Source organism: Streptomyces sp. NBC_01217 (assembly GCF_035994185.1).
Lineage (GTDB): Bacteria > Actinomycetota > Actinomycetes > Streptomycetales > Streptomycetaceae > Streptomyces.
This window is the reverse complement of sequence record NZ_CP108538.1, coordinates 3,528,555-3,555,527: the sequence shown is the minus strand read 5'-3', so window position 1 is coordinate 3,555,527 and position 26,973 is coordinate 3,528,555. Positions and strand designations below refer to the sequence as shown.

Sequence of the window (26,973 nt, the reverse complement as noted above, 5' to 3'; positions counted from 1 at the left end):
CCGGGGCGCCGGATACCCTGGAGGAGTGACGTTCCCGGTAGTCGGCATGGTCGGCGGCGGTCAGCTCGCCCGTATGACCCACGAGGCGGGCATCCCCCTCGGCATCAAGTTCAAGCTCCTCAGTGACACCCCCCAGGACTCGGCGGCCCAGGTGGTGAGCGAAGTCGTCGTCGGCGACTATCGCGACCTGGACACGCTGCGTGCCTTCGCGCGCGGCTGTGACGTGATCACCTTCGATCACGAGCACGTACCGACCGAACACCTGCGGGCCCTGGAGGCGGACGGCATTCCCGTGCGCCCGGGACCCGATGCGCTGGTGCACGCCCAGGACAAGGGGGTGATGCGCGCGAAGCTCACCGAGGTCGGCGCGCCCTGCCCCCGTCACCGCGTCGTGGAGGACCCGGCCGACGTCGTGGCCTTCGCGCAGGAGGTCGGGGGCTTCCCCGTCGTCCTCAAGACGGTCCGCGGCGGCTACGACGGCAAGGGCGTCTGGGTGGTCCGCTCCGAGGCGGACGCGGCCGACCCCTTCCTGGCCGGTGTCCAGGTCCTCGCCGAGGAGAAGGTCGACTTCGTACGGGAGCTGGCGGCCAACATCGTCCGCTCGCCGCACGGCCAGGCCGTCGCCTACCCGGTCGTCGAGTCGATCCAGGTCGACGGGGTCTGCGACACGGTCATCGCCCCGGCCCCGGAGCTGGACGAGCGGCTCGCGGGCGAGGCCCAGCAGCTCGCCCTCCGCATCGCCGCCGAGCTGGGCGTCGTCGGCCACCTCGCCGTCGAGCTCTTCGAGACGCGTGACGGACACATCCTGGTCAACGAGCTGGCAATGCGTCCGCACAACTCCGGGCACTGGACCCAGGACGGCGCGATCACCTCGCAGTTCGCCAACCACGTCCGGGCCATCCTGGACCTGCCGCTCGGCGACCCGCGCCCGCGCGCCACCTGGACGGTCATGTCGAACGTCCTCGGCGGCGACTACCCGGACATGTACCAGGCGTATCTGCACTGCATGGCCCGCGACCCGCAGCTCAAGATCCACATGTACGGCAAGGACGTGAAGCCGGGCCGCAAGGTCGGACACGTCAACACCTACGGCGACGACCTGGCGGACGTGCGAGACCGGGCCCGTCATGCAGCTGACTACCTCAGAGGAACGATCACCGAATGACCTCCCCTGCCACCGCCGCGCCCCTCGTCGGCATCGTCATGGGCTCGGACTCCGACTGGCCCGTCATGGAAGCGGCGGCCAAGGCCCTCGCCGAGTTCGAGATCCCCTACGAGGTCGACGTCGTCTCCGCCCACCGCATGCCGCGCGAGATGATCGCGTACGGCGAGCAGGCGGCGGACCGCGGCCTCAGGGCGATCATCGCGGGCGCGGGCGGCGCCGCCCACCTGCCCGGCATGCTCGCCTCGGTCACCCCGCTGCCGGTCATCGGCGTCCCGGTCCCGCTGAAGTACCTCGACGGCATGGACAGCCTGCTCTCCATCGTGCAGATGCCCGCCGGAATCCCCGTCGCCACCGTCTCGGTCGGCGGCGCGCGCAACGCGGGCCTGCTCGCCGCGCGCATCCTCGCCGCCCACGACACCGACCTTCAGGGCCGTATGAACGAGTTCCTGCAGGAGCTGAACGACCTGGCGACGGAGAAGGGCAAGCGGCTCCGCAGCAAGGTCGAGGGCGCCGACTCCTTCGGCTTCGGGAAGTAGGCGGCCGTGGAGCAGCTGGAGCGGGCGAGGGAACTCCTCGCCGAATACCCCGTCGTCGACGGCCACAACGACCTGCCGTGGGCGCTGCGCGAACAGGTCGGCTACGACCTCGACGCCCGTGACATCGCCACCGACCAGTCCGGCCATCTGCACACCGACATTCCGCGGCTGCGCGCGGGCGGCGTCGGCGCGCAGTTCTGGTCCGTTTACGTACGGTCCGACCTCGCGGGCGACGCGGCGGTCAGCGCCACCCTCGAACAGATCGACGTGGTCACCGAGCTGCTGGAGCGCTACCCCGCGGACCTGCGGCGCGCCCTGACCGCCGACGACATGGAGGCGGCCCGCGCCGAGGGCCGTATCGCCTCTCTGATGGGCGCCGAGGGCGGCCACTCCATCAACAACTCGCTGGGCACCCTGCGCGCCCTGCACACCCTGGGCGTCCGCTACATGACGCTCACACACAACGACAACATCGCGTGGGCGGACTCGGCGACCGACGAACCGGGCGTAGGCGGTCTCTCGCCCTTCGGCCACGAGGTCGTACGGGAGATGAACCGCACCGGCATGCTGGTCGACCTCTCCCACGTGGCGGCCACCACGATGCGCGACGCGCTCGACACCTCCACCGCGCCGGTGGTCTTCTCGCACTCCTCGTCACGCGCGATCTGCGACCACCCGCGCAACATCCCCGACGACGTCCTCGGCCGGCTCCCGGCCAACGGCGGCATCGCGATGGCGACCTTCGTGCCGAAGTTCGTCCTTCCGGCGGCCGTCGCCTGGACCCACGCCGCGGACGAGAACATGCGCGCCCACGGCCTGCACCACCTCGACACCACGGCGCAGGCCATGAAGATCCACGCCGCCTTCGAAGCGGCCAACCCGCGCCCGATGGCCACCGTGGCGACGATCGCCGACCATCTCGACCACATGCGCGAGGTCGCCGGGATCGACCACATCGGCATCGGCGGCGACTACGACGGCACCGCCTTCCTCCCGGAGGGCCTCCAGGACGTCGCGGGCTACCCGAATCTGATCGCGGAGCTGCTCGGCCGCGGCTGGTCCGGCGCCGATCTCGCCAAGCTGACCTGGCAGAACGCGGTACGGGTGCTGCGCGACGCGGAGGACGTCGCCCGCGAACTGAGCACGCACCGGGCCCCGTCCCACGCCACGCTCGAACAGCTGGACGCCCCCTCGGGCCCGTCCGGCGATTGAGGACGGAGTGGTCACCGGGCGCCCCCGGTGACCGCCACGCTCCCGGTACCTAAGACGCGCACAGACAGAACGGATGCCCCGCAGGATCCGCGTACACCCGGAAACTCCGCTTCCGGTCCTCCGCGTCCAGCACGGTCGCACCCAGCGCAAGAACCTCCCGCTCCGCCGCGTCCAGATCCGGCACGGTCAGATCCAGATGGAACTGCTGCGAGCCGTCCGGACGCGGCCACTGCGGCGGTACGAAGCCGGGCGCGGCCTGGAACGCGAGCAGGGTGTTCGTGGCCTCGATCAGCTCCGCCCAGCCCTCGCCGTCCTGCACGACCTTCCCGCCGAGCAGCCCGGCGTAGAAACCGGCGAGCGCGGCGGGATCGGGGCAGTCCACGACGACGGCACCCAGTGTGGCGACAGCCATGACACATCCTCCTACGGACTTCGGACCTTCGGACCTTCGGGCAGAGGCGGTTACCGCTAGATCCACTCAACGGGTAACCGTTACTGCATGCTCCCGTATTGGAGGTAACGTCGCAACCATGAACGCGAAGGATTCCGCGCCCGGTGGACTCGCGCTGATCGAGGACCTGGTCAACACACTGAACATCGAGACCGGTGCGGACACCCTCGACACGGTGGAGGGGCGCGCCGCCTTCTCTCTCACCGAGCCGGACGTCCCGGACGCCCGCGTCCTGCGCGAGGCGCTCCGCAGCGCCTGCCTCGCCCATGCCGGACACCGCCCGCCGGACGGCGCCGCGGCGCCCCCGCTCGACCGGCTCCTCGCCGAAGCGCCCCTGCGCGTCACCGTGGACGCGGCGGGCGCCGCCGCGCTGCGGCCCGCGGCCGAACCGGCCGGCCTGACCGCCCGCGTCGCGGCAGCCATCGCCACCGCGGCGGCCGATGGCACCTGGTCCCGGCTCAAGGCGTGCGAGGCCGAGGACTGCCAGTGGGCCTATTACGACCGCAGCCCGGCGGGGCGCCGCCGCTGGTGCTCCATGTCGGTGTGCGGCGCCCGCGCCAAGATGCGCACCTACCGCGCCAAGCGCGGCTAGGGCTTCCGCCGGGGTGGGGCTGTTTGCCGGTCAGGGTTTTTGCGCGGACCGGACGTGTCAGGCCTTCGGGCGGCCCATCGCCCGGTACGTCCAGCCGGCCTCGCGCCACAGCCCGCTGTCCAGGGCGTTGCGGCCGTCCAGGATGATCCGGCGGGAGGCGACCTCGCCGAGCGCCGCCGGGTCCAGCTCGCGGAACTCGCGCCACTCCGTCAGATGCAGCACCACATCCGCGCCGCGCACCGCGTCCAGCGCCGAGTCGGCGTAACCGAGCGTCGGGAAGAGGCGCCGGGCGTTGTCCATGCCCTTCGGGTCGAAGACCGTGACCTGACCGCCCTGGAGATGGATCTGCCCGGCCACGTTCAGCGCGGGCGAGTCCCGTACGTCGTCCGAGTCCGGCTTGAACGTCGCGCCGAGGACCGCCACCCGCTTGCCGAGGAACGAATCGCCGCCCACGGCCTCCCGGGCCAGCTCCACCATGTGGCCGCGGCGCCGCATGTTGATCGAGTCGACCTCGCGCAGGAAGGTCAGCGCCTGGTCCGCGCCCAGCTCACCGGCGCGCGCCATGAAGGCCCGGATGTCCTTGGGCAGACAGCCGCCGCCGAAGCCGATCCCGGCCCGCAGGAACTTGCTGCCGATCCGCTCGTCGTGCCCGATCGCCTCGGCCAGCTTCTTCACATCGCCGTCGGCGGCCTCGCAGACCTCCGCCATGGCGTTGATGAACGAGATCTTCGTGGCCAGGAAGGAATTGGCCGCGGTCTTCACCAGCTCGGCGGTCGGGAAGTCCGTCACCACGAAGGGCGACCCGTCCGCGACCGGAATCGCGTACACCTCGCGCAGCAGCTTCTCGGACCGCTCGCTCGCCACACCGACGACGATCCGGTCGGGCTGCAGGGTGTCCTTCACGGCGAAGCCCTCGCGCAGGAACTCCGGGTTCCAGGCCAGCTCCGCATCCGCGCCCGCCGGTGCCAGCTCCGCCAGCCGCGCCGCGAGCCGGGCCGCCGAGCCCACCGGCACGGTCGACTTGCCGACGACCAGGACGGGCCGGGTCAGATGCGGCGCCAGCGACTCGAAGGCGCTGTCCACGTAGCTCATGTCGCAGGCGTACTCGCCGTGCTTCTGCGGGGTGTTCACGCAGACGAAGTGCACATCGCCGAAGGCCGCCACCTCTTCCCACGAAGTGGTGAACCGCAGCCGCCCGGTGGACCCCTCGATGCCCTCGACGTGCTGCCGCAGCAGCTCCTCCAGGCCCGGCTCGTACATCGGGACCCGGCCTGCGCCGAGCATCTCGATCTTCTCGGGCACGACATCGAGGCCGAGTACTTCGAAGCCCAGTTCCGCCATGGCCGCTGCATGGGTGGCGCCGAGGTAGCCGGTGCCGATCACGGTGATCCTGAGGGCCATGGTGTGCTCCTGGGAGATGCGGACAGACGTGCGGTGAACGAGCATAGTCGTGCCCCCGGAGGCCCGTATTCCTGCCGCCGGTGCAGCTTCTGCCACCCCTGTCGCCAAGCTCACGCGCGCATTGCATAGGCCATTGCGGGAGCGGCGCTCTAAAATCTGGTTACTTAACGGTAGTTAGCATCTTTGGGGAGTGAGCGTCTTGGCGGGTTCGACCGATTTCGACCTGTACCGTCCGGCCGAGGAGCACGAGATGCTTCGCGAGACGGTGCGTGCGCTCGCCGAGGCGAAGATCGCCCCGTACGCGGCGGCGGTCGACGAGGAGGCGCGCTTCCCGCAGGAGGCGCTGGACGCCCTGACCGCCGCGGACCTCCAGGCGGTGCACGTCCCCGACGAGTACGGCGGCGCGGGCGCCGACGCCCTCGCCACGGTCATCGTGATCGAGGAGGTGGCCCGTGTCTGCGCCTCCTCCTCCCTCATCCCGGCCGTGAACAAACTCGGCTCGCTGCCCGTGATCCTCTCCGGTTCCGAGGACCTGAAGAAGAAGTACCTGGGCCCCCTCGCCAAGGGCGACGGCATGTTCTCGTACTGCCTCTCCGAGCCCGACGCGGGTTCCGACGCTGCGGGCATGAAGACCCGGGCCGTGCGCGACGGCGACTTCTGGGTGCTCAACGGCGTGAAGCGCTGGATCACCAACGCGGGCGTCTCCGAGTACTACACGGTCATGGCCGTCACCGACCCGACCAAGCGTTCCAAGGGCATCTCGGCCTTCGTCGTCGAGAAGTCGGACGAGGGCGTCTCCTTCGGCGCCCCGGAGAAGAAGCTCGGCATCAAGGGCTCCCCGACCCGCGAGGTCTACTTCGACAACGTCCGCATCCCCGCCGACCGCATCATCGGCGAGGAGGGCACCGGCTTCGCCACCGCGATGAAGACCCTGGACCACACCCGCATCACGATCGCGGCCCAGGCCCTCGGCATCGCCCAGGGTGCCCTCGACTACGCCAAGGGCTACGTCCAGGAGCGCAAGCAGTTCGGCAAGCCGATCGGCGACTTCCAGGGCGTCCAGTTCATGCTCGCCGACATGGCCATGAAGCTGGAGGCGGCCCGTCAGCTCACCTACTCCGCCGCCGCCAAGTCCGAGCGCCTAGACAGCGACCTCACCTTCTTCGGCGCCGCGGCCAAGTGTTTCGCCTCCGACGTGGCGATGGAGATCACCACGGACGCGGTCCAGCTGCTCGGCGGCTACGGCTACACGCGGGACTACCCGGTGGAGCGGATGATGCGCGACGCCAAGATCACGCAGATCTACGAGGGCACGAACCAGGTCCAGCGCATCGTCATGGCGCGCAACCTGCCGTAACCGGCACCCGTGGTCCGAGGTACGCAGCGAGAGAACCGGTCATTCCGGCGTCGGCAACCGGCGCGGGGATGACCGGTTTCCCATATTTCCCCCATCTTCCGCCGAGCGCCTCGGCACACTGGGTGCATGGGCGATCACCTTCAGAAACCGCCGGATCACCTCGTGATCAACGTGGAGCACCGGGACGATCCGGTGTCCCTGGTCACCGAGGCGGACGCCTTCGCCGCGTCCCGGACGTACGGGAGGATCGCGCTCCGGGGGCCGCTCTTCGGCATCGCCGAGCAGCGGCGCGGCGAGCGGCCGCGATGGCGGCTGATCACCGACATGGGCACCGGCTTTCCGCAGGACGCCCGCGACGAGCTGAACTCCCATCTCTGGTTCAGGGCCAAGGACGACACGGACGACCCCCGCGAGCGGCGTGTCCTGCTCGACGCGGTGCACCGGCTGGAGACCGAGCCGCTGAACGAACTGACCGTCGGCGACACGCGTTACCGCGTCGTGCGCGCCGACGAGTTCGCCAGGAGCAGCGGGGGCCGCCTGGAGCCGCCCAGGCCCACCGACGTCGACTCGGAGGGCTGGGACGTCCAGACGCGCACGCCCTCGACCACCAAGGGCTTCGTCATCGACCACGCGGCGGCGGTGGGGCTGACGGAGGGGCTCGACCGGGTGGGCCTGCTGCCGCTCTCGTACACCTCGGACCGCTACCCGCCCGACGTACTGGCGGATTCGCAGAGGGCGTTGCGGACGCATCCCGGTGTGGTGCTGCTACCGGTCGTCTTCCGGGTCATGGAGCGCAAGGAGAAGTCCTGGTCGATGGCGTCGAGCCAGCACCCCACCCCGCAGGACGCGCGGCGCTCACTGGCCCACTATCTGAAGGAGGTCATGCCGCTGATCGGGGAGGTCGACGAGCGGGAGGCCGCCGTGTACGCGCGGGCGGCGGACGGGTTCATGAAGCGGCTGAGGCCCAATGAGCTGGAGGTACGGGGGCGTTGCTACCAGATCGTCCGGGTCGAACGGATGATGCGCATCGGGCCGGCGGGACCGGAGGGTCCACGGCGCTCGGACATCGACGTCCAGGAACCCATGAAGATCCGCCCCACGATGGACGAGTGGGGCAACATCGAACACAACGAATAGCCGACCACCGCGGCTTCGTGGCCCGTGGCGTACCTTCCCCTTCCATGACCGACATCGACATCGACAAGCTCACCGACCTGTTCACCGCGCTCGGTGCCGAGGACGCCGTCGGCTGGGCCGACTCCGAGGCCGAGGAGAACATCCCGCAGCTCGCCCGCTACCGCTTCCTGCGCATGGTCTGGCAGGACATCGACGGGTGGAGCTCGGCGGCCGCCGACTGGGTCGAGGCCTACCGGAAGGACGGGCTCGCCGGTGGCGCCGTCGAGCGGGCGCTGGCCCTCGGTCTGAGCCCCGGCGATCTGGGGGAGATAGCCCGCGAGGTGGCGAAGGAGACCGCGTTCGGCCTTCTCTACGGACTGGCCGACCCGGCCGACGGCGATCTGCCGCCCGTGATCGAGCAGGAACTGCCCGGCTGGTGCCTGGCCGAGCTCTCGCCGCAGGGCGAGCCCACAGGGCGGATTCTGGACGCGCTGTACGAGGACCTGGACGAGGTCGAGCCGCAGGGGCCCGCGGTAGGCGGGCGATGACCGCGGGCGACGCGGCGAGCGGGCGGCGGATCCGGGGAGGGGTCGACTGACGCAGGGCCCGGACGGTTCGCCGTCCGGGCCCTGCGTGGGCTGCTGTCAGTCGTTTCCGCCGTCAGTTGCTGGAGACGGTGACCTTCTCGTCGTTGTTGAGCTGTTCCACCAGCTGCTTGACCTTGGCCTTGTCCCAGACCAGATTGCCGCCGGTGGAGCCCGAGATCGGCATGTTCATCGAGGTGCCGTCGCCGCCCGTGACGCCCTTCATCGCGAAGAACATCTGGCTCAGCGACCAGAGCGACATGTCCTTGTCCACGATCAGGGTGTCCAGGCCGGCGCCCATCGTCGGGTACAGCTTGAACGGGTTGAGGATCGTGGACGGCGTCGCCGTCTGGCTCGCCAGCGCCGCGAGGAACTTCTGCTGGTTCTTCGTACGGTCCAGGTCGCTGCCCGCGAACGCGTACCGGGTCCGCACGAAGGCGAGCGACTGCTCGCCGTTCAGCGTCTGCTTGCCGGCCTGGAAGTCGGCGCCGGAGTTCTTGTCCTTGAACGCCTTGGGGATGTCGAGTTCCACCCCGCCGATCGCGTCCACGATCTGGGCGAAACCGCCGAAGCCGATCTCGACGTAGTGGTCGATGTGCAGTCCGGTGTTGAACTCGACGGTACGGACGAGGAGTTCGGGACCGTCCTCGGCATAGGCGGCGTTCAGCTTGGTGAAGCGGCCACGGCCCGGGTAGAGCTTGCCGGAGTCGGAGCCCTTGAACGAGGGGATCTCGACGTTCGAGTCACGCGGCAGGGAGATCAGCGTCGGGCCGTTCGACCCGTCGTGCAGGATCATCATCGAGTCGGTCCGCTTGCCCTCGGCGGAGCCGGTGTGCAGCCGCTTCTTGTCCTCGTCCGTCATGCCCGCGCGGCTGTCGGAACCGACGATCAGGTAGTTGGTGCCGTCGCCGCTCTCCGGCCGCTCGATGACCTTGGAGAGGTCCACCTCGCGCTTGAGCTTGGAGTCGGCCCAGAAGTAGGTGCCTATGGAGACCGCGAGCACCACGACGACCAGGGACAGCGCGCCTATCTTTATTCGGCGGCGCCAGTCGGGCGCCGGGCGCCCCTGGGGGTAACCGCCCTCCCCCCGGCCGTCGCCGCCACCGTGGCCGTTGCCCTGGCCGCCGCCGTAGACGTGGCCCGTGTTGTAACCGCTGTCGTACCCTGCGCTGTCGTTGTAGCCGCCGGCGTACTGCGGCGGCTCCGGCTGCCGCTGCCTCGGCGGTGCGGGACGCTGCTGAGGCGGTGCGGGGCGCCGCTGGACGTGCGGCATCACACGGGCGCCCTCGGGCCGGTCGCTGTCGCTGCCCTGCCCGTAGCGGTTGCCGCCGCGGTCGTTGTCGGTCCAGCCCTCGGGCCAATCGTTCATGCGGACCAGTGTGCAGGCCGGGCGTACTGCTATCACAGGGTGTACGGGAAATCGCATCAGGGCTGTTGCGAAGCTGATGCATTGCTGTCGGACGGAAGACCCCGCATAAGGTGGACGGTATGACAGATCAGGCCCCGCGTCCGGAGGGCGACATTCCGGGCAAGCCGACCGCCGCTTCCCGGACCACCCTCAGCCACATCATGACCGGCAACGACACCAATCTGCTGGGCACGGTGCACGGCGGCGTGATCATGAAGCTGGTCGACGACGCGGCGGGCGCCGTGGCCGGCCGGCACTCCGGCGGACCCGCGGTGACGGCCTCGATGGACGAGATGGTCTTCCTGGAGCCGGTCCGCGTGGGTGACCTTGTTCACGTCCGCGCCCAGGTGAACTGGACCGGCCGCTCCTCCATGGAGGTCGGCGTGCGCGTCATGGCCGAGCGTTGGAACGAATCCACCCCCGCCCAGCAGGTCGGCAGCGCGTATCTGGTCTTCGCCGCGGTCGACGCGGACGGCAAGCCGCGCCCCGTACCGCAGGTGATCCCGGAGACGGAGCGCGACAAGCGGCGCTACGAGGAGGCGCAGATCCGGCGCACCCACCGCCTCGCCCGACGCCGCGCGATCAAGGAACTGCGGGAGAAGCGCGTGGCGGACGGCATCGACGACTGAGCCCCCCGCCCGCCCGTGGTCACGGGCAGGCCACCTGGTCGCCCCTGACCGCGTCGAACTCGCCCCGGTGCGGCTCCTCGGCCCCTACCCGCTGCACCTTCTCGAAGTCCGCGCCCGCCGTCACCTTCATCGTGGCGCCCTGCCCGTTCACCGCCCGCAGCTCCGCCCCGGGCAACGCGATGGCCAGGGCCTTCGCGGAGCGGTCCCAGCGCGGGTCGTAGGTGATCAGGGTGCGCTTGAGATCCTGCGGCTCTCCGTTCAGCGGGGCCCGCGTGGTGGCGAAACCGGTGGCGCGCAGTCCGTCGTCGACCGTCCTGCCGAGCCCGTCCTTCGGGGTCCCGTTGTAGACCTGGACCCGGATCTGCCGCGGGGCGACATCGACCTTCACGGTCTTCGGCTGCTCGGGCCGCCCCGGGGCGAGCGGCCGGTCGTCGCGCAGCGCCTGGAAGAGCTTCTTCGACTTCACCTCGTCCCACCTGACCGTGGAGCCGATCTTCTTGACCGGGTAGGCGACGTTCGCCAGCGGTACGGAGGTGAACTCGGACGAGGCGGGGGAGAAGCCGCGCATAGCCTGGCCGAGCTCCAGCATCTGCTCCGTACCGAATCCCTTGTCGGCCCGGACCGAGCTCAGCATCGTCGAGGCGAGGTCCCGGAACTTCACCGGGTTCAGCAGCACACCGCTGTGGGTCGCCTGCTCGATCAGCGAGGCGAGGAATTTCTGCTGGCGCTGCATCCGCCCCAGGTCGGAGGCCCCGTCGATGTGCCGGGAGCGCACGAACTGGAGCGCCTGCCCGCCGTTCAGATCATGCGTGCCCGCGGCGAGGTCGAGACCGGTGTACGCGTCCTTCAGCGGCCGGGCCGTGCAGATCTGCACCCCGCCCAGGGTGTCCACCGTCTTCATGAAGCTGGTGAAGTCGACCTCCAGATAGTGGTCGATCTTGATGCCCGTCATGTGCTCGACGGTCCGTACGGTCAGCCCGGGCCCGCCCTCGGCATAGGCGGCGTTCAGCTTCACCGGGTGGGCGGTGTGCGCCTTGCCGGTGGTCCGGTCCGTGTGCTCGGGAATCTCGGCGTAGCTGTCCCGCGGCAGCGAGACGATGCTCGCGCGCTCCTTGTCCGCCGACAGATGCACCAGCATGACCGTGTCGGTGCAGTTGCAGGGCGCACCGCCCAGCCGGTATTTCCGCTTCTCCTCCCGGGTGATCCTGTCGCGGCCGTCGGTGCCCACGAGCAGCAGATTCATGCCATGACCGGCTCGGGGCCGGTTCTTCATGTCCTTGAACGGGTCGACCCGGTCGATCCCGGTCTCCAGGCTGGTCACCACCGCGTGGCCGATCCCGCCTGCCCCGAGCACCAGCACGGAGAGACCGGTCACCACCCGCATTCCCCAGCGTGGCCGTTCGTCCTGCCTTCTGGACCTGCGCTGCGGCGGAACCGGGCGGTGGCGGGGTGAACGGGGGGAGGGGTGCGGCGTGGGCACGGGGGGAACCTCCGTGGTGCAAAGGGGATTATTCGCACAGTAGGTCCATACGATCTGCACTCCGCGAAGCCGCCCGGCGGCGCGCGCCGGTGTCCCCCATTCGCGGTAACGTGGCGGCCGAATAACGCCGCCTGGTGGGGTGCGAACCCCCGGCGCCCCCGAGGACCACCCGAGGACCACCATGTCTGCCGCGCAGCACCCCGCCGTCTCCGTGATCATGCCGGTGCTCAATGAGGAACGTCATCTCAGGAACTCCGTCCGGCACATCCTGGAGCAGGAGTACGCAGGTGAGATGGAGGTGGTGATCGCGCTCGGCCCCTCCACGGACCGTACCGACGAGATCGCCGCGGAGCTGGTACGGGAGGACCCCCGGGTCCACACCGTCCCGAACCCGACCGGCCGCACCCCGGCCGCCCTCAACGCCGCGATCAAGGCTTCCAGCCACCCCATAGTCGTGCGGGTCGACGGTCACGGCATGCTCTCGCCGAACTACATCGCGACCGCCGTCCGCCTCCTGGAGGAGACCGGCGCGCAGAACGTCGGCGGCATCATGCACGCCGAGGGCGAGAACGCCTGGGAGGACGCCGTCGCCGCGGCCATGACGTCGAGGATCGGCGTCGGCAACGCGGCCTTCCACACCGGAGGCCAGGCAGGACCGGCGGAGACCGTGTATCTCGGTGTCTTTCGCCGGGAGGCCCTGGAGAAGGCCGACGGCTACAACGTGGAGTTCATCCGCGCCCAGGACTGGGAGCTGAACTTCCGCATCCGCGAGGCGGGCGGTCTGATCTGGTTCTCACCGGAGCTGAAGGTGCAGTACCGTCCGCGGCCCTCCATCAGGGCACTCGCCAAGCAGTACAAGGACTACGGCCGCTGGCGGCACGTCGTCGCCCGCTACCACTCCGGCTCGATCAACCTGCGCTACCTGGCTCCGCCCACCGCCGTCTGCGCGATCGCGGCGGGCCTCGTGCTCGGTGCGGCGCTCACTCCATGGGCGTTCGTCGTCCCCGCCGGATACGCCGCGGCGATCGTCGCCGGGTCCGTACCCGCCGGCAAGGGCCTGTCGCTGAAGGCGCGGGCACAGATCCCGGTGGCCCTCGCGACCATGCACATGGCGTGGGGGTACGGCTTCCTGACCAGCCCGCGTTCGCTGGCGAAGAAGGTCATCGCCAGCCGGCGCCCGGCCGTCACCGTGTAGCGGCCGACAACCGCGTGGGGGCCTTCCGGCGCATCGGAAGGCCCCCACTGTCTTGCTACCGGGCGTCGTTAAAAGCCGAAGCCCGGCTGGATGTCCATACAGGCCCCTTCGTCGTCGCCGTTGAGGGCGCGCGCGCTGTCAGGGGTCTTCTCCTCGGCGCTGGGCGCCTTGTAGTCCCCGCTCTCGCGCCAGTCGGCCCCCACGGTCAGGGTGATGCCCGAGACGGCGGTCGACTTCTTCACAGCCGTCAGCGGGATGCCGAGCGCCTTGGCCACGGCCTGGGCGTTGCCCTCCATGTCGACGCTGGGGAAGAGCACCCCGGTCCGTACCGCCGCATCGGTGTTCTGCGCGTCGATCGCGGCCTGGGTGAAGCCCTTCGCGGCCAGCAGCTCCTGGACCGCCGAGGCGCGGCCCTTGACCGGGTACTCGGTCTCGGTACGGGTTCCGTTGCGGACGCTGACCGGGATCTCGGCGTCGGGCGAGGTGGGCTCCTTGGCGGCCGGGGCCTTGCGCTTGGACGCCTTGCCGTCGAGCGGGACGTCGTCGCGGACCATCTGGAACAGCTGATCGGCGTCGACGGGCTTGGGGAGCACCCGGCCGTTGTTCACTCCCGTTCCGTAGACGTTCGGCATCGTCGTCATCGTGATGCGCCCGGTGGGCGCCTTCTTGAGCTCGTCCGCGAGGTCGTACAGCTTCTTGACCGAGTCGAGGCCCTTGTCGACCGTCAGCGCGCTCGTCGCCGCCTCGGCAAGGCCCATCAGCTTGCCCGGGTCGGTGAGCTTGGTGCCCTTGCGCAGCTCACGGACCATCGAGTTCATGTACATGTGCTGGGCGTGGGTGCGGCCGAGGTCCGTGCCGTCCTCGAAGCCGTAGCGGGTACGCAGCCACTGCAGGGCCTGCTTGCCCTTGATCTTGGTGGTGCCCTTCTCCAGCTTCAGCCCGGAGCCCTTGCCGTCCCTCGTGTGGGAGTAGACGTTGCCCTTGACGCAGACCGGGACGCCGCCGATCGCGTCGGCCATCGAGACCACACCGGCGAAGTCGATCATCATGAAGTGGTCGATGGTGATGCCGGTCAGCTCGTACCAGGTGGCCACGGTGCATCCGGGACCGCCGCGGCCGAGCGTCTCGTTGGTCATCGCCAGACCGGTGGTGGCGGGGTAGACGCGCCCCGTCTTCGGGTCGGTGCACTTCGGGATCTTCAGCAGCGTGTCGCGCGGCATGCTGATCACCGACATGTTGCTGCGGTCGGCGGAGAGATGGAGCAGCATCTGCACATCGGCCAGCGGCGGCGCCCCGAAGGTGTCCTTGGCCCCGCCGAGCTTCTGGTTCTCCTTGGAGTCCCGTGCGTCCGAGCCGATGAGCAGGATGTTCAGCGGGGTCTGACCGGCGGAATTGGCCTTGTGGTCGGCCATCTTCTTGTCGCCGATGTTCAGGTCCTCTTTCTTGAGGTTCCCGTTGAGGTGCTGGTAGTAGGCGTATCCGGCTCCCGCGCCGCCGAGTATGAGCAGCGCGACAACGGCGGCGACCCAGCGCAGTGCCCGGCGCTTGCCCTTCTTGCCTCGCTTCTTCGGACCGCCGCGCCGATGGCCGCTGTCCGCCGGGGCGGACCGCCGGCGGGACGCGCCGGAGTCCGGTTCCGTCTTCGGCGCGTCCTCGTAGAGCCCGTCGTCCCAGCCGAGTTGACCGGCGTGCCGGACGCGTGGTCGCGTCCCCTCCCCGGGCGTACTGCTCCGTCCCACCAGGACCCCCTGCTGCTCAGACTCGTGGTTTGGCGCAGTGACCCGGTGTCACTTGGCGCACTCTGCCTTGTCGGCGTTTGCCTGCTGAATACCGTCCGGCACCTTTGCCGGCCCCGTGAGGGGAATGCCCGCGCCCTTGAAGTCGGCGCCGAGCGTCAGCACCATCGCCTGGAGCCCCTCGGCGTCCGTGGTGCCCTGCTTCAGGGCCGAGCCGGGCAGGCCCATCATGGCGGCCAGGGCGCGGGCCTGGTCCGCCTGGTTCGGCGCGTACTCCAGTGTCGTCTTGTCGATCTTCGCCGGGGCGTTGGCCTTGTTCGTGGACTTGAGCACGCCCTGGTCGTTCTGCAGCCAGGTGACGGTCGTCTGGGCGGCACCGGCGATCTCGCCGCCGTTGTACACATCGACGCGGACATCGGCCGCGGCGGCCTTGGTGCCCTTGAGGAGCGCGTCCTGCTTGCTCTTCGCGGCCTGCTTCTGCGCCTTCACCTCGGTCAGCGAGGTGTCCTCGCGCATCATGGCGAACAGCGGGTCGGCCTTGGCCGTGTCCACTACGACGGTCGCCTTTATCTTCTCTGCCGGGTTGTCCAGCACCGGCACCGTCACGAAGGTGACGTTCTTGGTGTTGACCTTGCCGAGCTCCTGGGCCAGCGACGTCAGCTTCTTCACCGAGCCGATGCCGGAGTCGACGGTGAGCGCCTTGGTCGCCGCGTCCGCCAGCTTGAACATCTTGGTCGGGCTGGTCAGGGTGTCGTCCGACTGCATCTGCCGGATCATCGAGCCGATGAACTGCTGCTGGACCTTGATCCGGTCCAGGTCGCTCTGATTGCCGAAGCTGTGCCGGGTACGTACGAACGCCAGCGCGTCCTCGCCCTGGATCGTGCTCTCGCCCTTCGGGAGGTCGAGGTGCGACTTGGGGTCCTTGACCGGATGTGCCAGGCAGACCTTGACGCCGCCGACCGCCGTGGACAGCTCCTTCACCGCGTTGAAGTCGACCATCATGAAGTGATCGGGCCGCAGGCCGGTGATCTCCTCGACCGTACGCATGGTGCAGCCCGGGTCGCGGCCGTCCTGGCCGAGGCTGACGTTGAAGCGGGTGTTGTCCGTCCCCGGAATGACCTTGTCCGAGCCGTCCGGCTGCTTGCTGGTGCACTCCGGGATGTCGGTGATCAGGTCGCGGGGGATGCTGAGCGCCGTCGCGTTGGTGCGGTCCTTGGAGACGTGGAAGAGGATGTTGGTGTCGGCGTGGCCGGTGCTGCCCTTGTCGCCGTAGCCCTCGTTGCCCTTACCGGTGCGCTTGTCGGTGCCGATGATCAGGATGTTGAGCGGGGCGTTGCTGACGACGTTCTTGTTCCCGGCGCTGCCGATGTCGACGGTGTTCAGGTTGCCGTTGAAGTGCTGGTACAGCGCGTACCCGCCCACCGACAGGCCGACCAGTACGAAGGCCATCACGCCGCCCGTCCACAGCAGCGCCTTCTTGCGGCGCGCCTTGGGGGCCTTGCGGCTGCGGCGTCCTGCGCTCTCGCCGCGGCCGGGGCCCTCCTGGCCGCGCGGGCCATTGGCGGAACGGCGGCCGCGCTGTCCCGGCACCTCGCGGCGCGGGGCGGAGCCGTGTCCGTCACGGGCCGGCCCCCTGCGCTCGCCACTGCTCTCGCGTACCGGCTCCCTGCGACGGGGGACACGCGGTTTCGGCGGCTGCGAAGTGCCGGCCGAATCCCCTCCGGAATGATTCAGTCGCAGTTCGTAATCGCCGGTATGCGGGTTGAGAACCCACTGGTCTGCCGGGTCGATTTCATCGGCCCGCCCACGGCTTTGCGCATCCACGGTTGCTTGAGTCCTCCGTCGGTGCCACGCGAGGCGCCTCCCCCGATCAGGCGCTCGATCTTTCGCTCCGGAAGTGCGCGGCCTGATGGCCGGAAGTACCGGATCGCGTCACACTATCGGCCCTGTTCGGCGTGGAGCGACGAGCGTGACAAATTCCACGGTCCTTACAACTGGTCATTCTGCTCATTACACGCCGAACACCTGCTTCTGCTTGGGAATTGCTTTACTGCTTGCACAGGTCGGCCGCGGCGTTGTTGCCCGAATAGGTCGGTGTGGGGCTGGGGCCCGCGGCCCCCGGCGTATCGGTCGCGTCATTGTTTTTCCCGTCGCTCCCGCCGCCGTCGCGCTTGAACACGTCCGCCGGGACCACGGCCACCGGGGTGTCGTCGCGCAGCCGCTTGAAGAGCCGTTTCGCATCGGGCTGGACGAGTTCGTCCCGGTTCGGGTCGGCGGTGTAAGGCTGCCGGGGCACGGTCAGGAACTGCACCTTGTCGGTCGGTACGTCGCGCAGGCCGCGCACCAGCTCGTACAGGTCCTTGAGGCTGTCCAGGCCCGGGTCCGTGGTCAGCGCCTTGGTGGCCGCGTCGAGCACCGGGTAGAGGCGGGTCGGATTGAGCAGGACGCCGTTGCTCTGCACCTTGTTCACCAGCGCGCCCAGGAACTGCTGCTGGCGGTCCATCCGTTCGGTGTCGCTGCCGTCGCCGATGGACTTGCGGGCCCGTACGTATCCCAGCGCCTGCTCGCCGTTGAGCTTCTGGCGCCCTGCGGGGAGTTTCAGATGGGCGGCGGTGTCGTCGACCGGCTTCTTGAGGCAGACCTCGACGCCGTGCACGGCGTCGACCATGTCCTTGAAGCCGTTGAAGTCGACGACCATCTGGTGGTCGATCCGGATACCGGTCATCTTCTCGACCGTACGGATCGTGCAGGCGGTGCCGCCGAATTCGAAGGCCCAGTTGAACTGGGCGAATTGTTTCTTCGTGGTCGTACCGTCCGCTTTGTGGCAGACCGGGATCTCCACCATCAGATCACGCGGAAGCGACATGGCGGTGACGCTTTTGCGGTCCGCGGCCAGGTGCAGCAGGATCGTGGTGTCCGAACGCTGGCTGCCGCCGTCGTCACGGCCGTACTCACGGTTGTCACCGGCCCGGCTGTCGGAGCCGATGAGCAGAATGTTCTCCGCGTCGTGCACCACGGATGCGGGCCGCTCCCGCTCGTACGTCTTGAGTTCGGCGGCCGCCGAGGTATCGGTCCTGATGTTGCCGTCGAGCTTCCGGTACAGCCACCAGCCCGCGCCCGCGGCGGCCAGGACGACGAGCGAGACGCCGAGCGCGGTCCAGCGCAGCCAGCGGCGCCGGTGCCCGCCGAGGGGCTCGGGGGCGGCGCCGGAACCATCTCCGTCCCGCGGCCTGCCCTCGTCCGCGGCCGAGTCGTCGGAGTCGTCCGGCGGGCCGGCGCTTTCGCTCACGTCTGCGTCCATCCTTCGCGTTCGGCGGCGCGCTGGGGCCGCCGGTCGCAGAAGTAGACGGCTGAACCTCACGCTTGGTTGTGTTCCGAGTGGTCTGTACCGCCGATCATGTACCGCAGTTGACGTGCAGCCCCGAGGACTCGGCCCGGCATGGGCCGGACGAGTGGCATCAGGATGCTTGTCAAACCGCGGTGTTGGTGACCCGTTCACTCTCGACGCGCTTCGCCAGGCCGTCCTCGCCCAGCTGCCCCAGGTGCCGGCACAGGACCACGGACCCCCCGGAGGCCAGCGGCGCGAACAGCCCCGCGCTCAGGCCCTCCCAGCTGTCGTACGTACGCCCCGTCAGCAGCCGCGACCCGGCGGTCAGGCCGAGAGCGGACGCATCCTCGCGGGCCCGCGCCACCAGTTGCGCGGCAGTCAGCTCGCCGCCGCCCACCGCCAGTGCGGGAGCGTCCGGGTCCACGGGTGCGAACGGGGTGAAGCGGTCGCCCTGGCTCGGCACCTCGACCGCGTAGTCCGCGAAGCCCTCGGGAGCCTGCGGGAACCTGCCGCCCAGCGGGCGCAGTGCCAGGGCGACCCGCTCGCCGCGGCAGGCGCGCGCGGCCTCCAACGTGTCCGGGCCGCTGACGACGAGGTCGGCACCGGCCGGGTCGCCCTGCACATCGGCGATCACGCCGACCGAGGAGCAGGCGAGCAGCCAGACCGCGGACTGCCAGTGCGCGGGCAGCAGAAGGGCGAGCCGGTCGCCGGGTTCCGCGGCGAGGTCGCCCTGCAGAAGGTTGGCGGTCTTGGCCACCCAATTGGCGAAGGTGGCCACCGACAGTTCGACGCGTTCTCCGGTGGCGTCGTCGTAGAAAGTGACCAAGGGGCGGGCCGGGTCCGCGGCGAGCGCGGAACGCAGCAGGTCGGCGGGGGTGCGGTCGGTGGCGTTCATCCGCGCAAGGGTACGCGGCGGCGCCGGGCCGGGCGGGGGCAACAGGCGTCGGGTACACCGGTTCGGCAGACGGCCCGTCAATTGTACGGAGACACCCCGGTAGCCGGAGTTGTCAAAATATGGCCAGGATCGTTCGTATGCGTGCCTTCCTTGCATCCTCGATCGGTGTCACCTGCGCGGCGGTTCTCGTACTGCCGCTGGCCGCGCCCGCGGGCGCCGTCCCCGACACCCGCACCGCCCCCGCCGAGTCCGCCGAGCCCTCCGATGCGGCGGGCTCGACGCAGTCCCTGGCGATGTCGCCGCTGCCGGCGCCGTCCGGCCGGACCACCGAGTCCACCGAGTCCGCCGAGCAGGGCCTGCCCGAACGTGAGGTCGACCCCTTCTCCCTGGTCGGCGTCGTCTGGGATGACGCCGGCGCCGAGCTCCACGGCACCGTCCAGGTCCGCACCCGCGCCATCGGCACCACCCGCTGGTCGGACTGGCAGTCCCTGGAGACGCACAACGCCGAGCACGGCGCCGACCCCGGGACCGCCGAGCGCGAGTCCGGCACCGTCCGCGGCTCCACCGCCCCGCTCTGGGTCGGCGCCTCGGACGGCGTCGCGGTCCGCGTACGCCCGGAGACCACCGACCCGCAGGACCGCGGCGCCCCCGCCGTACCGCTGCCCACCGGTCTGCGCCTGGAACTCGTCGACCCCGGAGAGGACCCGCAGCGGCTGCCCGCAGCAGGCGCCGAGGCGGCCGAGGCGGCCGGGGATGTCCGGCCCGTCGGGGACGCCAAGGACGATCGCACCGGCGCGCTCGACGAGAGCGTGCTCCCCGCCCTGAGCAAGGCCGAGACCGAGGCGCTCGCCGAGGAGGAGGCCCGGCTCGCGCCCGGCGCCCAGCCGTTCATCGGACCCCGGCCGGGCATCATCACCCGCAAGGGCTGGGGCGCCGACGAGAAGCTCAGGGAGCGCACCTTCGTGTATACCAAGAGCGTCAAGGCCGCGTTCATCCACCACAGCGCCACGGGCAACAACTACACGTGCTCCCAGGCGCCCTCGGTCCTGCGCGGCATCTACCGCTACCACGTCAAGAGCAGCGGCTGGCGCGACATCGGCTACAACTTCGCCGTCGACAAGTGCGGAAACATCTACGAAGGACGTGCGGGAGGCGTGACGAAGGCAGTCCTCGGAGCCCACACCCTCGGCTTCAACAGCAACACCATGGGCATCGCGGTGCTCGGAACCTTCACCAGCTCCAACCCGCCCGCCGCCGCGGTGAACGCCATCGCGAAGCTCACCGCCTGGAAGCTCGGCCTGTTCGGGGCCGACCCGCGCGGCAAGACCACGCTCGTCTCCGCCGGAAGCAACAAGTACAAGAAGGGCAAGAAGGTCAAACTCAACGTCATCTCCGGCCACAGGGACGGCTATGTGACCGAATGCCCCGGGGCGCGGCTCTACGTGAAACTGGGCTCGGCCCGGACCAGCTCCGCCCAACTGCAGGGACGCTGAGCGGAACACCGAGAAGGCTGCCGCGGACCGCTGTGGGCTGCCGACCGGGTACGGCAGAACCGGTCTGCATACACTGGCCAGCCGAAACCAGGCCAGGCCCCACCAGGAAGCAGAGTCAGCGCTGTGACAGAGGCAAGAGAAGCGATCCTCCTGGCCGGCGGCAAGGGAACCAGGCTGCGCCCGCTCACGGTGCACACGCCCAAGCCGATGGTTCCGGCGGCGGGGGTCCCGTTCCTCACGCACCAGCTGGCACGCGCCCGGGCCGCCGGGGTCGAGCACATCGTGCTCGCGACGTCCTATCTGGCGGAGGTCTTCGAACCGTACTTCGGGGACGGTTCGTCGCTCGGCCTCCACATCGAGTACGTCACCGAACGCGAACCGCTCGGCACCGGCGGAGCGATACGCAACGTCGCGTCCCGGCTCACCGCGGGACCCGACGAACCGGTGCTCATCTTCAACGGCGACATCCTCACCGGCCTCGACATCCGGGCACTGGTCGCCTCGCACACCACCTCCGGCGCGGACGTCTCCCTCCACCTCACCCGCGTCGAGGACCCGCGCGCCTTCGGTCTCGTACCGACGGACGGCAGCGGCAGGGTCACCGCGTTCCTGGAGAAGCCCCAGACGCCCGAGGAGATCGTCACCGACCAGATCAACGCGGGGGCGTACATCTTCCGCCGGTCGGTCATCGACACCATCCCGGCGGACCGGCCGGTCTCCGTCGAGCGCGAGACCTTCCCCGGACTGCTCGTCTCCGGTGCGCATCTGCAGGGCATGGTCGACTCCACGTACTGGCTGGACCTCGGCACCCCGCATGCCTTCGTACGCGGCTCCGCCGACCTGGTGCTCGGCCACGCCCCGTCCCCGGCCGTCCCGGGCCGGTGCGGCGAGCGGCTGGTCCTGCCGACGGCCTCCGTGGCCGCCGACGCCAAGCTCAGCGGCGGCACGGTCATAGGCGAGGGCGCCGTGATCGGCGAAGGGGCCCGGATCGACGGCTCCGCGGTGCTGGCCGGCGCGGTCGTCGAACCGGGAGCCGTGATCACCGACTCGCTGGTCGGAGCCGGTGCCAGGATCGGCAGCCGTACGGTGCTGGCCGGCGCGGTCATCGGGGACGGGGCCCGGGTCGGCGCCGACAACGAACTGCGCGACGGCATCCGCATCTGGTGCGGGGCGGTCCTGCCGGACGCCGCGGTGCGCTTCTCGTCCGACGAATAGCCCGGCGAACGGCACGGGCACCCGCCGCTGCGCATACCCTCGACAGGCACCCGACGACCGAGGACCTCACCGTGGCAGGACGATTCGCACCCCGCAGCGCTCCTCGCGCGGCCATCCCGCACCAGACGGCGGCCACGGCGGCGGCGGACGCGCTGACCCGCGACTGGACCCCGCCCGGCCCGCTCGATCTGCGCCTGGTCCTCGGCCCGCTGCGCCGCGGCCCCGCCGACCCCACCTTCCGGATGACCCGGGACGGCGCCGTCTGGCGGACCGGCCGCACACCCGCGGGCCCCGGCACCCTGCGCGTCACGGCCCGGGGCGGCCGGATCGAGGCGGCGGCCTGGGGAGCCGGCGCCCCCTGGCTGCTGGACCGGCTCCCGACGCTGCTCGGCGCGCAGGACGACCCGGACGCCTTCAGCCCGCGCCACCGGCTGCTCGCCCTGACCCGGCACAGCCGCCCCGGCCTGCGCCTGCTGCGCACCGGGCTGGTCATGGAGTCCCTGATCCCGTCGATCCTCGAACAGAAGGTCACCACGGACGAGGCCTACCGCGCCTGGCGTCATCTGGTCCGTAAACACGGCACCCCGGCGCCCGGTCCCTCGGACCACGCCGCGTTCAACGCTCTCGGCCTGCACGTCATGCCGGACGCCCGCACCTGGTCCCTGATCCCGTCCTGGGAATGGCACCGCGCGGGCGTCGACGCCAAACGCTCGGCCACGATCCTGCGCGCGGTACGCGTGGCCCGCCGCCTGGAGGAGGCGGCCGCCATGGAGCTCCCGGAGGCCATGGCCCGTCTGGAACTGATCCCCGGCATCGGCCCCTGGACCTCGGCCGAGACCCTGCAGCGCTCGAACGGCGCGGCGGACGCGGTCACGGTCGGCGACCTCCACCTCCCCGGCATCGTCGGCCACGCCCTGGCAGGCAACAGAGACGCCGACGACGAGGAAATGCTGGCCCTCCTGGCCCCCTACGAGGGCCAGCGCCACCGGGCCACCCGCCTCATCCTGCTGTCGGGCCACACCCCGCCCCGCCGGGCCCCGCGCATGCCCCGGGGCGACATCGCCGCCCTGTAACGCGAGTTGACCCGGCGATTTCCCCCACCTCACCGCACCGCGACAAACCCCTCCGCGTCCCGTCCCACCCGCGCCACAGGCGCGACCGCCGCCCGCCCCACCGCGACCGCCCCCAGCGGATCCCACGCCCCGGGCAACTCCAGCACCTCACGCACCACAGCGCGGCAGAACATCGTCGACGACACCCACGCCGAGGCGAGCTGCTCGCCCGCGAGCGCCACGAGGAAGTTCTGGATGCCCGCCCCCGCGGCGACCACGAACATCTCGCGCTCCGCGGTGTCCCGCCGCTCGTCCCCGTACGTGTGCGCGCCGTCCATCACCAGACACGGCACCACCAGATACGGCGCCCGGCGCAGCACATCGCCCCGCCGCACCCGCTTGGCGATCGACTCCTCGCTCCTGCCGTCCCGGCGCAGATCCGCGATCCACGCGTCCCGCATCGCGTCGAGCAGCCGGGTCCGCGACTCCTCGGACTCCAGCAGGACGAACCGCCACGGCGTCGTGTGATGCGGCGCGGGCGCCGTCACCGCCGCGGCCACCGCCCGCCGCACCGCCCCGGGGTCCACCGGATCGTCGGTGAACTCGCGCACCGTACGCCGCTGGGTCACCGCTTCCCGTACCGCCTCCGACGTGCCCAGACGGAACATGTCGTCGGCCGCGACCCGCACCATCGCCCGGGCCCCGCCCGCCGAATCCGCCGGGTCCACGACATGGCCGAGCCCGCGCACCACCGCGACCGGCAGCCCCGAGGCCTTGCCCTTGACCAGATCACCGGCCGAGGCCAGCTCATCGGCGGTGGCGACCACCGTCGCGCTCAGCGGATTGCCGTACGCGTCCCTGCCGCCGCGCAGATCGTCCAGCACCAGGACCCCGGCCGCCCCGATCGCGACATCGGTCAGCCCGTTGCGCCACGGGCGCCCGAAGGTGTCCGTGACGACGACCCCGACCTCGACGCCGAGCGTGTCCCGCAGCCCGTCCCGGATCGCACGCGCCGAGGCGTCCGGGTCCTCGGGCAGCAACAGGACCGTCCCGGCAGGGGTGTTCGAGGCATCGACCCCGGCCGCGGCCATGACCAGCCCCTGCCGGTTCTCGACGATCCGCAGCATGCCGCGCCGGGCCACCACCCGTACCGTCTCGGCATCGATCGCCGCCTCCCGGTCGGTGGCCTCGACGATCCGGCCCTCCGCCTTGGAAACGATCTTCGAGGTGACCAGCAGGACGTCGCCGTCGGCGAGCCCCGGCTCGGTGGCGGCGATCAGCTTCGCCAGGTCGTCCCCGGCCCGCACCTCGGGCATCCCGGGCAGCGCCCAGACCCGGTACGAGGGCGCCTCGCCGGAGGCCGCACCGGCGCTCACGCCCGCACCTCCCCGGCCAGCACCAACGCCTGCCGGGCCATCTCCGCCGCGGCATCGACGTCGGTCATCATCAGCGGTACGGAACGGCAGCGGATGCCCGCGGCCTCCACCTCGTCGACCGCCCCCGCGTCCACCGTGTCCACGAGCCAGCCGTCGAGCAGCCCGGAGCCGTAGTGCGTGGCGACGGCCGCGGCCGTCGACTCGACGCCCACCGCGGCGAGCACCTTGTCCGCCATGCCGCGCACCGGTGCGTCCCCGACGATGGGGGAGAGGCCGACGACCGGCACCCCGGCCTCGGCGATCGCCTCACGGATCCCGGGCACGGCAAGAATGGTCCCCACCGACACGACGGGGTTGGACGGCGGGAAGATGATGACGTCGGCCTCGGCGATGGCCTCCAGCACGCCTGGCGCCGGCTTGGCCTGCTCCGCGCCGACCGGCACGATCGCCTGCGCCTCGACCGAGGCGCGCAGCTTCACCCAGTACTCCTGGAAGTGGATCGCTCTGCGCTCGCCGTCCATGTCGACCGCGACATGCGTCTCGACCCGGTCGTCGGACATCGGCAGCAGCCGGACCCCCGGCTTCCAGCGCGCACAGAGCGCCTCGGTGACGGCGCTCAGCGGATAGCCCGCGCCCAGCATCTGCGTACGGACGATGTGGGTCGCGAAGTCGCGGTCGCCGAGCCCGAACCATTCGGGCCCCACGCCGTACGCCGCGAGCTCCTCCTTGACCTGGAAGCTCTCGTCCGTACGCCCCCAGCCCTGCTCCTCGTTGATGCCACCGCCGAGGGTGTACATCACGGTGTCGAGGTCGGGGCAGACCTTCAGCCCGAACAGATGGATGTCGTCACCGGTGTTGCCGATCACCGTGATGTCCGCGTCGGGCGCGGCCTGCTTGAGGCCACGCAGAAAACGAGCACCACCGATACCGCCGGCCAGAACCACAATGCGCATGCACAGCAGTTTGTCAGGCGGGTACGACATCCACAGCCGCCGGGGCGCATTGCGCCGTGTGCATCGGCATCTCGGTCAGACCCGGGTAGTAGATGTGCAGACTGACGGCCGGTTCGAGGGAGTCGTTGACCACTTCGTGCACATAGCCGGGCGCGAAGACGCGCTCCGCGCCGGCGTGCAGCGCCCGTGCCCCGCGCTCGGTGCGCTCGGTCAACCGGCCTTCCAGGACGGTCAGTACACCGGAGGACGGCCCGTGGTCGTGGCGCCCGCTGCCCTGACCGGGCACCCAGCTGAGCAGCCAGACCTCGTAACCGGGGCCCGTGTGCACCCGGTGGTACCAGCGGGTGGTGGTGTCGTACCGGACGAGCGGCGCCCACTGGGCGCGGTCGGCGGCGATGTTGCGGGCGAGTCCGACGAACTCGGCCACGGTGGAGGGGTGCTCGCGGGCCGGCTGGAGGAGGTGCTGGACCTCAAGGATGTCGCCGGCGATCTGAAGGTCGCTGTCGCTGTTCATGGAAGCGGTGGTTCCTCGGCATGGGGAGTGCATGTGCGGGGTGTCTCGGAGACCGGAGAGCCGCGAAAGGGCAGAGAGAAAGCTCTGCGTAAGGAAGCCCTGCGGAGACGCTCTGCGCGAAGCTCCGCGAAGAGGAGCTGGATCAGAGCCGGTGCCTCATGGCATCAACAGCTGTGACAGCTGGAACAGCAACAGCGGGCCTGGACAGCGGTGCGGAACCCACGGACATGGGTGGCGTACATCGCTGCGGTCGCTGGCATGCAGTCAAGGAGACCGGCTCGGCCCCCCGCTGTCAACTCAATGACCGATTTGGGGGTAATGTTTCACCTCATCCGGTTGCTGAGAGTGGGGAAAGGTTTGTGCGGCCACCGTCGCGGAGATGTGGCGCATCAACCGCGTCCGCAAACGTCGTTGGGGTCTCGTGACCCGACTGTGATCTTGATCGCTTCGGTGATCGAATCGAAACATGAAGGTGGCCCCGGTCGTCTCACTCGGTGAGAGGGGGTGCGGTGAAACCCGTGGCATATGTCAGTTTTTTTGGTGATTTGCACACTTTCCGCATACGCTTGGTTCCGCAGAGTGAATACCGGGACCAATAGCAGATCTTCGCTTGACTGGCCTGGAGCTACACACTTGTAATTTCACTCGTGTCGTTCGGCCGCAATCAGTAACGGCTGCATCACGGGGACGCAAGAGACAGACGAGGGGCGCACATGACCGAGCTGTTCCAGCAACTGCTGGTCGAGGACGCGGACGAGGAACTCGGCTGGCAGGAGCGCGCACTGTGCGCCCAGACCGATCCCGAGTCCTTCTTCCCCGAGAAGGGCGGATCGACCCGCGAGGCCAAGAAGGTCTGCCTCGCCTGTGAAGTCCGCTCCGAATGCCTTGAGTACGCGCTTTCGAATGATGAGCGGTTCGGAATCTGGGGCGGTCTTTCGGAACGTGAGCGGCGCCGCCTGAAGAAGGCCGCCGTCTGACCGCGGATCACCCGGAACGCAGGAACGCCGGAACAACAGAACATCGGGACCACGGACGACGAAACGTCCGGACCGCGCACCGGAGCGCCACGACCACGCACCGGACCTCGCGCGAAGCACGCACCGGCCGCCCACCGGACCGCGAGCGACCATGGCCCGCCGCCTGCACCCACCCCGCAGACGACGGGCCATCGCCGTTCCCGCCGCCGCTCCACCACCGCCCTGTCGCCGCCCTCGTTCACCGCTCGGCGCCACCTCGGTTATCCGTACCGTTAGTGTGGGGCCCCGTCCGAGACGCGCCAACGCCC

The 26,973-nt window shown here is 70.1% G+C and carries 24 protein-coding genes; 13 read left to right on the top strand and 11 right to left on the bottom strand.

Annotation, left to right across the window (positions count from 1 at the left end; genetic code table 11):
- Positions 1 to 25 precede the first annotated feature (25 nt).
- From OG507_RS15570 to OG507_RS15560, 3 genes are read left to right on the top strand one after another with little or no spacing between them, the layout of a single operon-like run.
- The gene (locus OG507_RS15570) at positions 26 to 1,165 is read left to right on the top strand and encodes a 5-(carboxyamino)imidazole ribonucleotide synthase (RefSeq protein WP_327367800.1); all 1,140 of its coding nucleotides are present in this window, start codon (positions 26 to 28) and stop codon (positions 1,163 to 1,165) included.
- Complete coding sequence (purE, locus tag OG507_RS15565) at positions 1,162 to 1,701, top strand: 5-(carboxyamino)imidazole ribonucleotide mutase (protein WP_327367799.1); 540 nt, start codon at positions 1,162 to 1,164, stop codon at positions 1,699 to 1,701. The genes OG507_RS15570 and purE overlap by 4 nt, the downstream gene beginning before the upstream one ends.
- Before the next feature lie 6 nt (positions 1,702 to 1,707).
- Entirely contained in the window at positions 1,708 to 2,913 is a 1,206-nt protein-coding gene (locus OG507_RS15560) for a dipeptidase (RefSeq protein WP_327367798.1), read from the top strand.
- 49 nt (positions 2,914 to 2,962) lie between these two features.
- On the opposite strand, the gene OG507_RS15555 is transcribed toward OG507_RS15560, so the two are convergent.
- A complete protein-coding gene (locus OG507_RS15555) occupies positions 2,963 to 3,325 on the bottom strand; it encodes a VOC family protein (RefSeq protein WP_327367797.1) in 363 nt (120 codons plus the stop codon).
- A gap of 118 nt (positions 3,326 to 3,443) precedes the next feature.
- Between OG507_RS15555 and OG507_RS15550 the strand changes: the two genes are divergently transcribed.
- Entirely contained in the window at positions 3,444 to 3,956 is a 513-nt protein-coding gene (locus tag OG507_RS15550; RefSeq protein ID WP_327367796.1) for a CGNR zinc finger domain-containing protein, read from the top strand.
- A gap of 57 nt (positions 3,957 to 4,013) precedes the next feature.
- Here OG507_RS15550 and OG507_RS15545 read toward each other — a convergent pair whose 3' ends face one another.
- Positions 4,014 to 5,357, bottom strand: coding sequence for a UDP-glucose dehydrogenase family protein (locus tag OG507_RS15545; RefSeq protein WP_327367795.1), 1,344 nt, complete (start codon positions 5,355 to 5,357; stop codon positions 4,014 to 4,016).
- Positions 5,358 to 5,556: 199 nt separating this feature from the next.
- Here OG507_RS15545 and OG507_RS15540 point away from each other — a divergent pair, with 199 nt between their 5' ends.
- The 3 genes from OG507_RS15540 (at position 5,557) to OG507_RS15530 (ending at position 8,378) form a co-directional block, all read left to right on the top strand.
- Positions 5,557 to 6,714, top strand: a complete 1,158-nt coding sequence (locus tag OG507_RS15540) for an acyl-CoA dehydrogenase (RefSeq protein WP_327371980.1) — start codon at positions 5,557 to 5,559, stop codon at positions 6,712 to 6,714.
- Positions 6,715 to 6,840: 126 nt separating this feature from the next.
- The gene (locus tag OG507_RS15535) at positions 6,841 to 7,851 is read left to right on the top strand and encodes a DUF5954 family protein (RefSeq protein WP_327367794.1); all 1,011 of its coding nucleotides are present in this window, start codon (positions 6,841 to 6,843) and stop codon (positions 7,849 to 7,851) included.
- A 44-nt stretch (positions 7,852 to 7,895) separates the two neighbouring features.
- Entirely contained in the window at positions 7,896 to 8,378 is a 483-nt protein-coding gene (locus OG507_RS15530) for a hypothetical protein (protein ID WP_327367793.1), read from the top strand.
- A gap of 112 nt (positions 8,379 to 8,490) precedes the next feature.
- On the opposite strand, the gene OG507_RS15525 is transcribed toward OG507_RS15530, so the two are convergent.
- Positions 8,491 to 9,783 (bottom strand): LCP family protein, encoded by a 1,293-nt coding sequence (locus tag OG507_RS15525; protein WP_327367792.1) that lies wholly within the window; start codon positions 9,781 to 9,783, stop codon positions 8,491 to 8,493.
- Between the two features lie 119 nt (positions 9,784 to 9,902).
- Here OG507_RS15525 and OG507_RS15520 point away from each other — a divergent pair, with 119 nt between their 5' ends.
- Complete coding sequence (locus OG507_RS15520) at positions 9,903 to 10,451, top strand: acyl-CoA thioesterase (RefSeq protein WP_327367791.1); 549 nt, start codon at positions 9,903 to 9,905, stop codon at positions 10,449 to 10,451.
- A gap of 19 nt (positions 10,452 to 10,470) precedes the next feature.
- Here the strand turns inward: OG507_RS15520 and OG507_RS15515 are convergent, their stop codons facing one another.
- Positions 10,471 to 11,931 (bottom strand): LCP family protein, encoded by a 1,461-nt coding sequence (locus tag OG507_RS15515; RefSeq protein WP_442810982.1) that lies wholly within the window; start codon positions 11,929 to 11,931, stop codon positions 10,471 to 10,473.
- A gap of 181 nt (positions 11,932 to 12,112) precedes the next feature.
- Between OG507_RS15515 and OG507_RS15510 the strand changes: the two genes are divergently transcribed.
- Entirely contained in the window at positions 12,113 to 13,126 is a 1,014-nt protein-coding gene (locus OG507_RS15510) for a glycosyltransferase family 2 protein (RefSeq protein ID WP_327367789.1), read from the top strand.
- A gap of 68 nt (positions 13,127 to 13,194) precedes the next feature.
- On the opposite strand, the gene OG507_RS15505 is transcribed toward OG507_RS15510, so the two are convergent.
- From OG507_RS15505 to OG507_RS15490, 4 genes are all read right to left on the bottom strand, one after another.
- Positions 13,195 to 14,865 carry an LCP family protein gene (locus OG507_RS15505; RefSeq protein WP_327367788.1) on the bottom strand — a complete coding sequence of 557 codons (1,671 nt, stop codon included), beginning with the start codon at positions 14,863 to 14,865 and terminating at the stop codon, positions 13,195 to 13,197.
- A gap of 48 nt (positions 14,866 to 14,913) precedes the next feature.
- Positions 14,914 to 16,686: an LCP family protein gene (locus tag OG507_RS15500; protein ID WP_327367787.1), complete on the bottom strand. Its 1,773-nt coding sequence runs from the start codon at positions 16,684 to 16,686 to the stop codon at positions 14,914 to 14,916.
- Between the two features lie 223 nt (positions 16,687 to 16,909).
- Entirely contained in the window at positions 16,910 to 18,223 is a 1,314-nt protein-coding gene (locus OG507_RS15495; RefSeq protein ID WP_442810981.1) for an LCP family glycopolymer transferase, read from the bottom strand.
- A 109-nt stretch (positions 18,224 to 18,332) separates the two neighbouring features.
- On the bottom strand, positions 18,333 to 19,085 hold the full coding sequence (locus OG507_RS15490) for a TIGR03089 family protein (protein ID WP_327367785.1): 753 nt from the start codon (positions 19,083 to 19,085) through the stop codon (positions 18,333 to 18,335).
- A 137-nt stretch (positions 19,086 to 19,222) separates the two neighbouring features.
- On the opposite strand from OG507_RS15490, the gene OG507_RS15485 reads away from it, so the two are divergent.
- From OG507_RS15485 to OG507_RS15475, 3 genes are all read left to right on the top strand, one after another.
- A complete protein-coding gene (locus tag OG507_RS15485; protein ID WP_327367784.1) occupies positions 19,223 to 20,578 on the top strand; it encodes an N-acetylmuramoyl-L-alanine amidase in 1,356 nt (451 codons plus the stop codon).
- A 123-nt stretch (positions 20,579 to 20,701) separates the two neighbouring features.
- Positions 20,702 to 21,793 (top strand): NDP-sugar synthase, encoded by a 1,092-nt coding sequence (locus OG507_RS15480; protein WP_327367783.1) that lies wholly within the window; start codon positions 20,702 to 20,704, stop codon positions 21,791 to 21,793.
- Positions 21,794 to 21,864: 71 nt separating this feature from the next.
- Entirely contained in the window at positions 21,865 to 22,866 is a 1,002-nt protein-coding gene (locus OG507_RS15475; RefSeq protein ID WP_327367782.1) for a DNA-3-methyladenine glycosylase family protein, read from the top strand.
- Between the two features lie 29 nt (positions 22,867 to 22,895).
- Here OG507_RS15475 and OG507_RS15470 read toward each other — a convergent pair whose 3' ends face one another.
- The 3 genes from OG507_RS15470 to OG507_RS15460 are packed head-to-tail and all read right to left on the bottom strand — an operon-like array spanning position 22,896 to position 25,688.
- Positions 22,896 to 24,221: a coenzyme F420-0:L-glutamate ligase gene (locus OG507_RS15470; protein WP_327367781.1), complete on the bottom strand. Its 1,326-nt coding sequence runs from the start codon at positions 24,219 to 24,221 to the stop codon at positions 22,896 to 22,898.
- Positions 24,218 to 25,174, bottom strand: a complete 957-nt coding sequence (gene cofD, locus OG507_RS15465; RefSeq protein WP_327367780.1) for a 2-phospho-L-lactate transferase — start codon at positions 25,172 to 25,174, stop codon at positions 24,218 to 24,220. Before cofD ends, OG507_RS15470 begins: the two co-directional genes overlap by 4 nt.
- A 13-nt stretch (positions 25,175 to 25,187) precedes the next feature.
- The gene (locus OG507_RS15460; protein ID WP_327367779.1) at positions 25,188 to 25,688 is read right to left on the bottom strand and encodes a cysteine dioxygenase; all 501 of its coding nucleotides are present in this window, start codon (positions 25,686 to 25,688) and stop codon (positions 25,188 to 25,190) included.
- Between the two features lie 713 nt (positions 25,689 to 26,401).
- Here OG507_RS15460 and OG507_RS15455 point away from each other — a divergent pair.
- Positions 26,402 to 26,665: a WhiB family transcriptional regulator gene (locus tag OG507_RS15455; protein WP_030927001.1), complete on the top strand. Its 264-nt coding sequence runs from the start codon at positions 26,402 to 26,404 to the stop codon at positions 26,663 to 26,665.
- The last annotated feature ends 308 nt before the right edge of the window (positions 26,666 to 26,973 follow it).